This is a genomic window from Rhodoferax sp. UBA5149 (assembly GCF_002413825.1).
GTDB lineage: Bacteria > Pseudomonadota > Gammaproteobacteria > Burkholderiales > Burkholderiaceae_C > Rhodoferax.
This window is the reverse complement of record NZ_DHXT01000152.1, coordinates 35,284-39,498: the sequence shown is the minus strand read 5'-3', so window position 1 is coordinate 39,498 and position 4,215 is coordinate 35,284. Positions and strand designations below refer to the sequence as shown.

Annotated in this window: 2 protein-coding genes, 1 pseudogene and 1 riboswitch; of the genes and pseudogenes, 1 reads left to right on the top strand and 2 read right to left on the bottom strand. The window is 59.4% G+C overall.

The window, feature by feature from the left end; genetic code table 11:
• Both glyA and B3V69_RS13340 read right to left on the bottom strand, forming a co-directional pair.
• Nucleotides 1-494, bottom strand: a pseudogene (glyA, locus tag B3V69_RS13345) (serine hydroxymethyltransferase); the annotation flags it as partial.
• Between the two features lie 46 nt (nucleotides 495-540).
• Nucleotides 541-671: riboswitch (ZMP/ZTP riboswitch) on the bottom strand.
• Nucleotides 672-721: 50 nt separating this feature from the next.
• Entirely contained in the window at nucleotides 722-1,531 is an 810-nt protein-coding gene (locus B3V69_RS13340) for a lytic transglycosylase domain-containing protein (RefSeq protein WP_296447312.1), read from the bottom strand.
• A gap of 814 nt (nucleotides 1,532-2,345) precedes the next feature.
• Here B3V69_RS13340 and B3V69_RS13335 point away from each other — a divergent pair.
• On the top strand, nucleotides 2,346-4,215 hold a 1,870-nt coding region (locus B3V69_RS13335), incomplete at its 3' end, for a DUF349 domain-containing protein (protein WP_296447310.1).

Genomic DNA, 4,215 nt, shown 5'->3' with positions numbered 1-4,215 from the left:
GTGTCGTGCGCCTTGCGCTCCATGGCGTCGTAGTCGATCTCTTCTCGGTCGTTAAGACCGTAGCTGACCACGTTGAACCACTTGCCGCTGATGTTCAGGGGCATGCCGTGCGTCAGGTGGCCGCCTTCGGCCAGGCTCATGCCCATGATGGTGTCGCCCGGTTTCAGGAAGGCGAGGAACACGGCCTCGTTGGCGGAGGCGCCGCAATGCGGCTGCACGTTGGCGCAATCGGCGCCGAAAATCTGTTTGACGCGGTCGATCGCCAGCTGCTCGGCAATGTCCACGTATTCGCAGCCGCCGTAGTAGCGTTTGCCGGGGTAACCTTCGGCGTATTTATTGGTGAGCTGCGTACCCTGCGCGGCCATGACGGCGGGCGAGGCGTAGTTTTCGCTGGCGATCAGCTCGATATGGTGTTCCTGGCGCGCGTTTTCAGCCTGGATGGCGGCAAAGATCTCGGGATCGGTTTGCTCGATGAGGATATTACGGTTGTACATGGCAGTCCTTAAAGACAATGGGCCTGTGGATCATGTGAGATGAAACCAGGGCTGCCCAGGCGAACGGCTAAACACATGGGCCTAACTGGCCATGCGGCACGCTCCCCCGTGGTGTTCCCACTTCAGCGCGTCACACCCTGATGGGTTGAGCGCCTATCGCCAGTCGCGTACGCTGTTAGTTTAACTGACAAGGCGCGCCAGGGGCCAAGGCCTGCAACGCCGGAAGATCAGGAGTTGAACAGCGCCGCAACTTTTTCAGCGCTGTTATCGGGCTTGACCGGGGCCAGCGCGGGAATGATCTGGGGGGCGGACAGGCGCACTGCGCGGCCTTTGACCACCATTTGCAGGCGGGCATACTCGGCCATGACTTTGCCAGAGTAGCCGCCATCGTCTTCAATATTCGCGGCGCCGACGTAAAGCCGAAGACCTCCTTCCGTGGAGCCAGCGCGGGCGATGCATTCCTGCAGCACCTTGACACCCACCCGCAGGTTGGTCAGCGGATCAAAGGCCGCCAGTTTGCCGCCAAAGCTCTCGTACTTGTCGCTGTGAACCTGGGTCATGACCTGCATCAGGCCCTGCGCGCCTACCGGGCTTTGGGCAAATGGGTTGAACCCCGATTCCACGGCCATGACCGCCAGAATCAGGGCCGGGTCCAGCTTGGTGTGGAGGCCGATTTCATAGGCTTCAGCCACCAAAGCGCTCAAGGGCTCTGGCGCCACCCGGTATTTTTTGCTCAACCAGTAGGCGACGGCGGCCTGCTGTTTCGGCAAATCTTGCGGGTTGCTCGCTGTGGCGCGATCAATGGCGTCGATTTCGCCGGTCGGTCCGGCCACTGCCACCTGGCGGGTTTGCAGCCAGCTAAAAAGCTTGACCTCACCGGCTTCGCGCAGTTCGGGGCGTGCCGTCAAGGTGATGATGGCAAACATGACTGCCAGCCCGACCAGGGCAAAACCGTTATGTGTGATTTCAAAGAAGCCCTGGGCAATGTCGGATGCGAAAGTTCGCAGGCCCTGGGTGAATTTTTTAGACGCTGTCATAGCTCTTCCTTCGTTCGCGGGGCTGACGGGTTGTCCTGCATGCAGGGGCAACGCTCGTGGCACCTCGTTTGGGTTGGTACGCTATCAATATCCTGCGGGTTCTTTCATGCGCTGTGCAGAGATTTGAATATGCCGGGATCGGCAGCGGATGCGGGTTTTCCCCAGACTTGGCTGGGATGCGCGGATTCTAGGTGGACTATATATATCAAGTCAACAATATAAAACACGTTTGTTATTCTAAATTTAATTAAATGAATTTTAGTAGAGAAGCAAAAAACTTGTTTTCATAACACGGATTTAGTCAAATATTTACATGTCTTTGCTTCTGTTTGCCAATCAATTGTTAGTCTTCGATTGAAAATCCTATTTGAATTTGCGCTAGCTCTTACCTAGACTGAAATGGCCTGTCGGATGACAGGTTTGAAAAGTCGGCAGTAGCCAGTCCCTACCTTTGGGTAGCAGTGATGAAGCGGCCCCGGCAGTTTGTGGAGGCAATCTATTGCCTCCCCAGCACTTTGGGACTTTACCCTCCCATCGTGCGAGCCCTGACGGCATGGACCTTGAGTCAGCCGTCAAGCCCGGTGGCTTGGCATTTAGTCAGGCAACCGGGCTTTCTTCTATATAGATACAACAGTTCAGTCGCTGGCGCGACAGGCGGCCAAAGCGTGGCCATCCGGGGCAAAATGGAGCCTTCGCGCGGCGCTGCAGTTAACCACCCCATAGAGTTATTGCCGGGCCGGTAAATAGCGGCGAAAATAGCGTTTCAACCCTGTCCGCAACTCGGCGGGGATCATTCTCCTTGTTTGTGCGACTCATGTTCCCTTTTTCTGCCCTCCAAAAAACTGCTGTAGCCCCCGAAGTGACGCAAATTCCAGCCAAATCAAACGCACCCCATCCGCTGGATGCACTGACGGGCGGGGCATTTTCTGCCCATACCTCGACCGAGCGCACGGCGCGAATCCGCGACTGGTTGGCTGGCGCGCCCAGTCCGGAACAAATGCAGGCTGTGTTCAAGGAAATCAGTGGCAAAGACAAAGGCGCGGCCAAGCTGCTGCGCGAAAAGCTCGATGAGATCAAGCGCAGCAAGGGCCAGGAGTCCATTGCACAAGAATGGGCCGACAAAGCACAGGTTTTGCTGGCCGTGGCCAAACTGAATATCGCCGATGCCATGGCTTGGCAGCGCGATGCCGCCAAGGCGGGCGCACCCTTGAGCAAGGAGCCCTTGGCGACACTCAAGGGCCAACTCAGCGACCGGGTGAAGGTGATTGAAGACTTGCAGCATCGGGTGCAGGTGCAGCGTGAAGCCGCTGTGTTGCTGGCCCAGCGCATTGAAGTGCTGTCCACCAAGTCATGGCGCGATGCGCAGGCGCTTGTCGATGCCTTGCACGCCGATGTCGACCACTGGCAGGAGCAGGCCACGTCTTTGTTGAACGATGCCAACTGGCCCAGCGTTGAAGCCAAGTTCCCGCCGCTGCTGGATGCCTCGCGGGCGCAGTTGCTGGTGGTGTGGGACGCTTTCAAAGCGGCTTTGGCGCAAGCTTCTGCGGCAGCCGCGGACGCTGCGGCACCGCTGCCACCGGTGCCGGTGTGGGCCGATGAACTGCGCGTTGCGCGGGGCGTTCCGTTGGAGGCGGTAGCCAAACCGAAAAAACCGCAGGTTGACCCTGAAATCAGGGCACAGGCCATATCAACCGTTCGTGAGGCGCTATCAAAAGTTGAGCAGGAAGTGGCTGAAGGCCACGGCAAAGCCAGTGCCGGTGCCGCCGCCGCCTTGCGCAACGCGCTCAAGGAATTCGGCAAGATCATCGACGACAAGCTGGAAAACCAGGCCCACGCGGCGCTCGCCGCCGCCGGCGAACTGGAAGGCTGGCAGCGCTGGCGCGCCGACCAGTTGCGTGAAGAACTGATGGCCAAAGCCGAAGGCTTGCTCAAGCGCCCCGAAGGTCAGGCCATGGGCGGACGCAAGATGCAGGAAAGCCTGCGCACCCTGCGCGACCAGTGGAAACAGACCGACCAGGGCGGGGTGCCCAATCACGGTTTGTGGAAACGCTTTGACGACGCCTGCAACGAAGCCCACAAAGTGGTGGAAGTCTGGCTCGAGAAGGTCAAGGCCGAGTCGGCCGAACACCGGGCCCAACGCCTGGCCCTGATTGAAGAAGTCAATGCCTGGGCCGCTGCCAACACAACGGCACTGGACGATGACTGGAAAGGTTTCAACCGCATCTTGCATCAGTTTGGCGACCGCTGGCGCGAGGGTGGGCACGTCGGTGAAAAGGCGTTTGCCGAGTTGCAGCCGCTCTGGAAGGCCGCCATCAACGGCGCCGCCGCGCCGCTGGAAGCTTTGCAAAAGCGCAGCCTTTTGACACGCCAGGCCATGATTGAAGAGGCGAAGGTGCTGGGCGCCCAGCCCGAGTTGCGTATTGATGCGGTCAAGGCCTTGCAGCAACGCTGGCAGGCCGAGACCCACGTGGTGCCGATGGAGCGCCGCCAGGAACAAAAGCTGTGGGACGCCTTTCGCAAACCGATTGACGACGCCTTTAACCGCAAGACGGCGGAACGCGAGAAAGCCGATGCGGCCTTGGGCGAGCGCGATCTCGTGGTGCTCAACGCAGCCAAGGCGCTGGAGACCGCCAATGCGGCCGGCGATGCCCAAGGCATTCGCAGCGCCATGAACGCGCTGGACG

Excerpts from the sequence above, each read along its gene's own strand:
- B3V69_RS13340 (WP_296447312.1), bottom strand. The coding sequence starts at position 1,531 with ATGACAGCGTCTAAAAAATTCACCCAGGGCCTGCGAACTTTCGCATCC.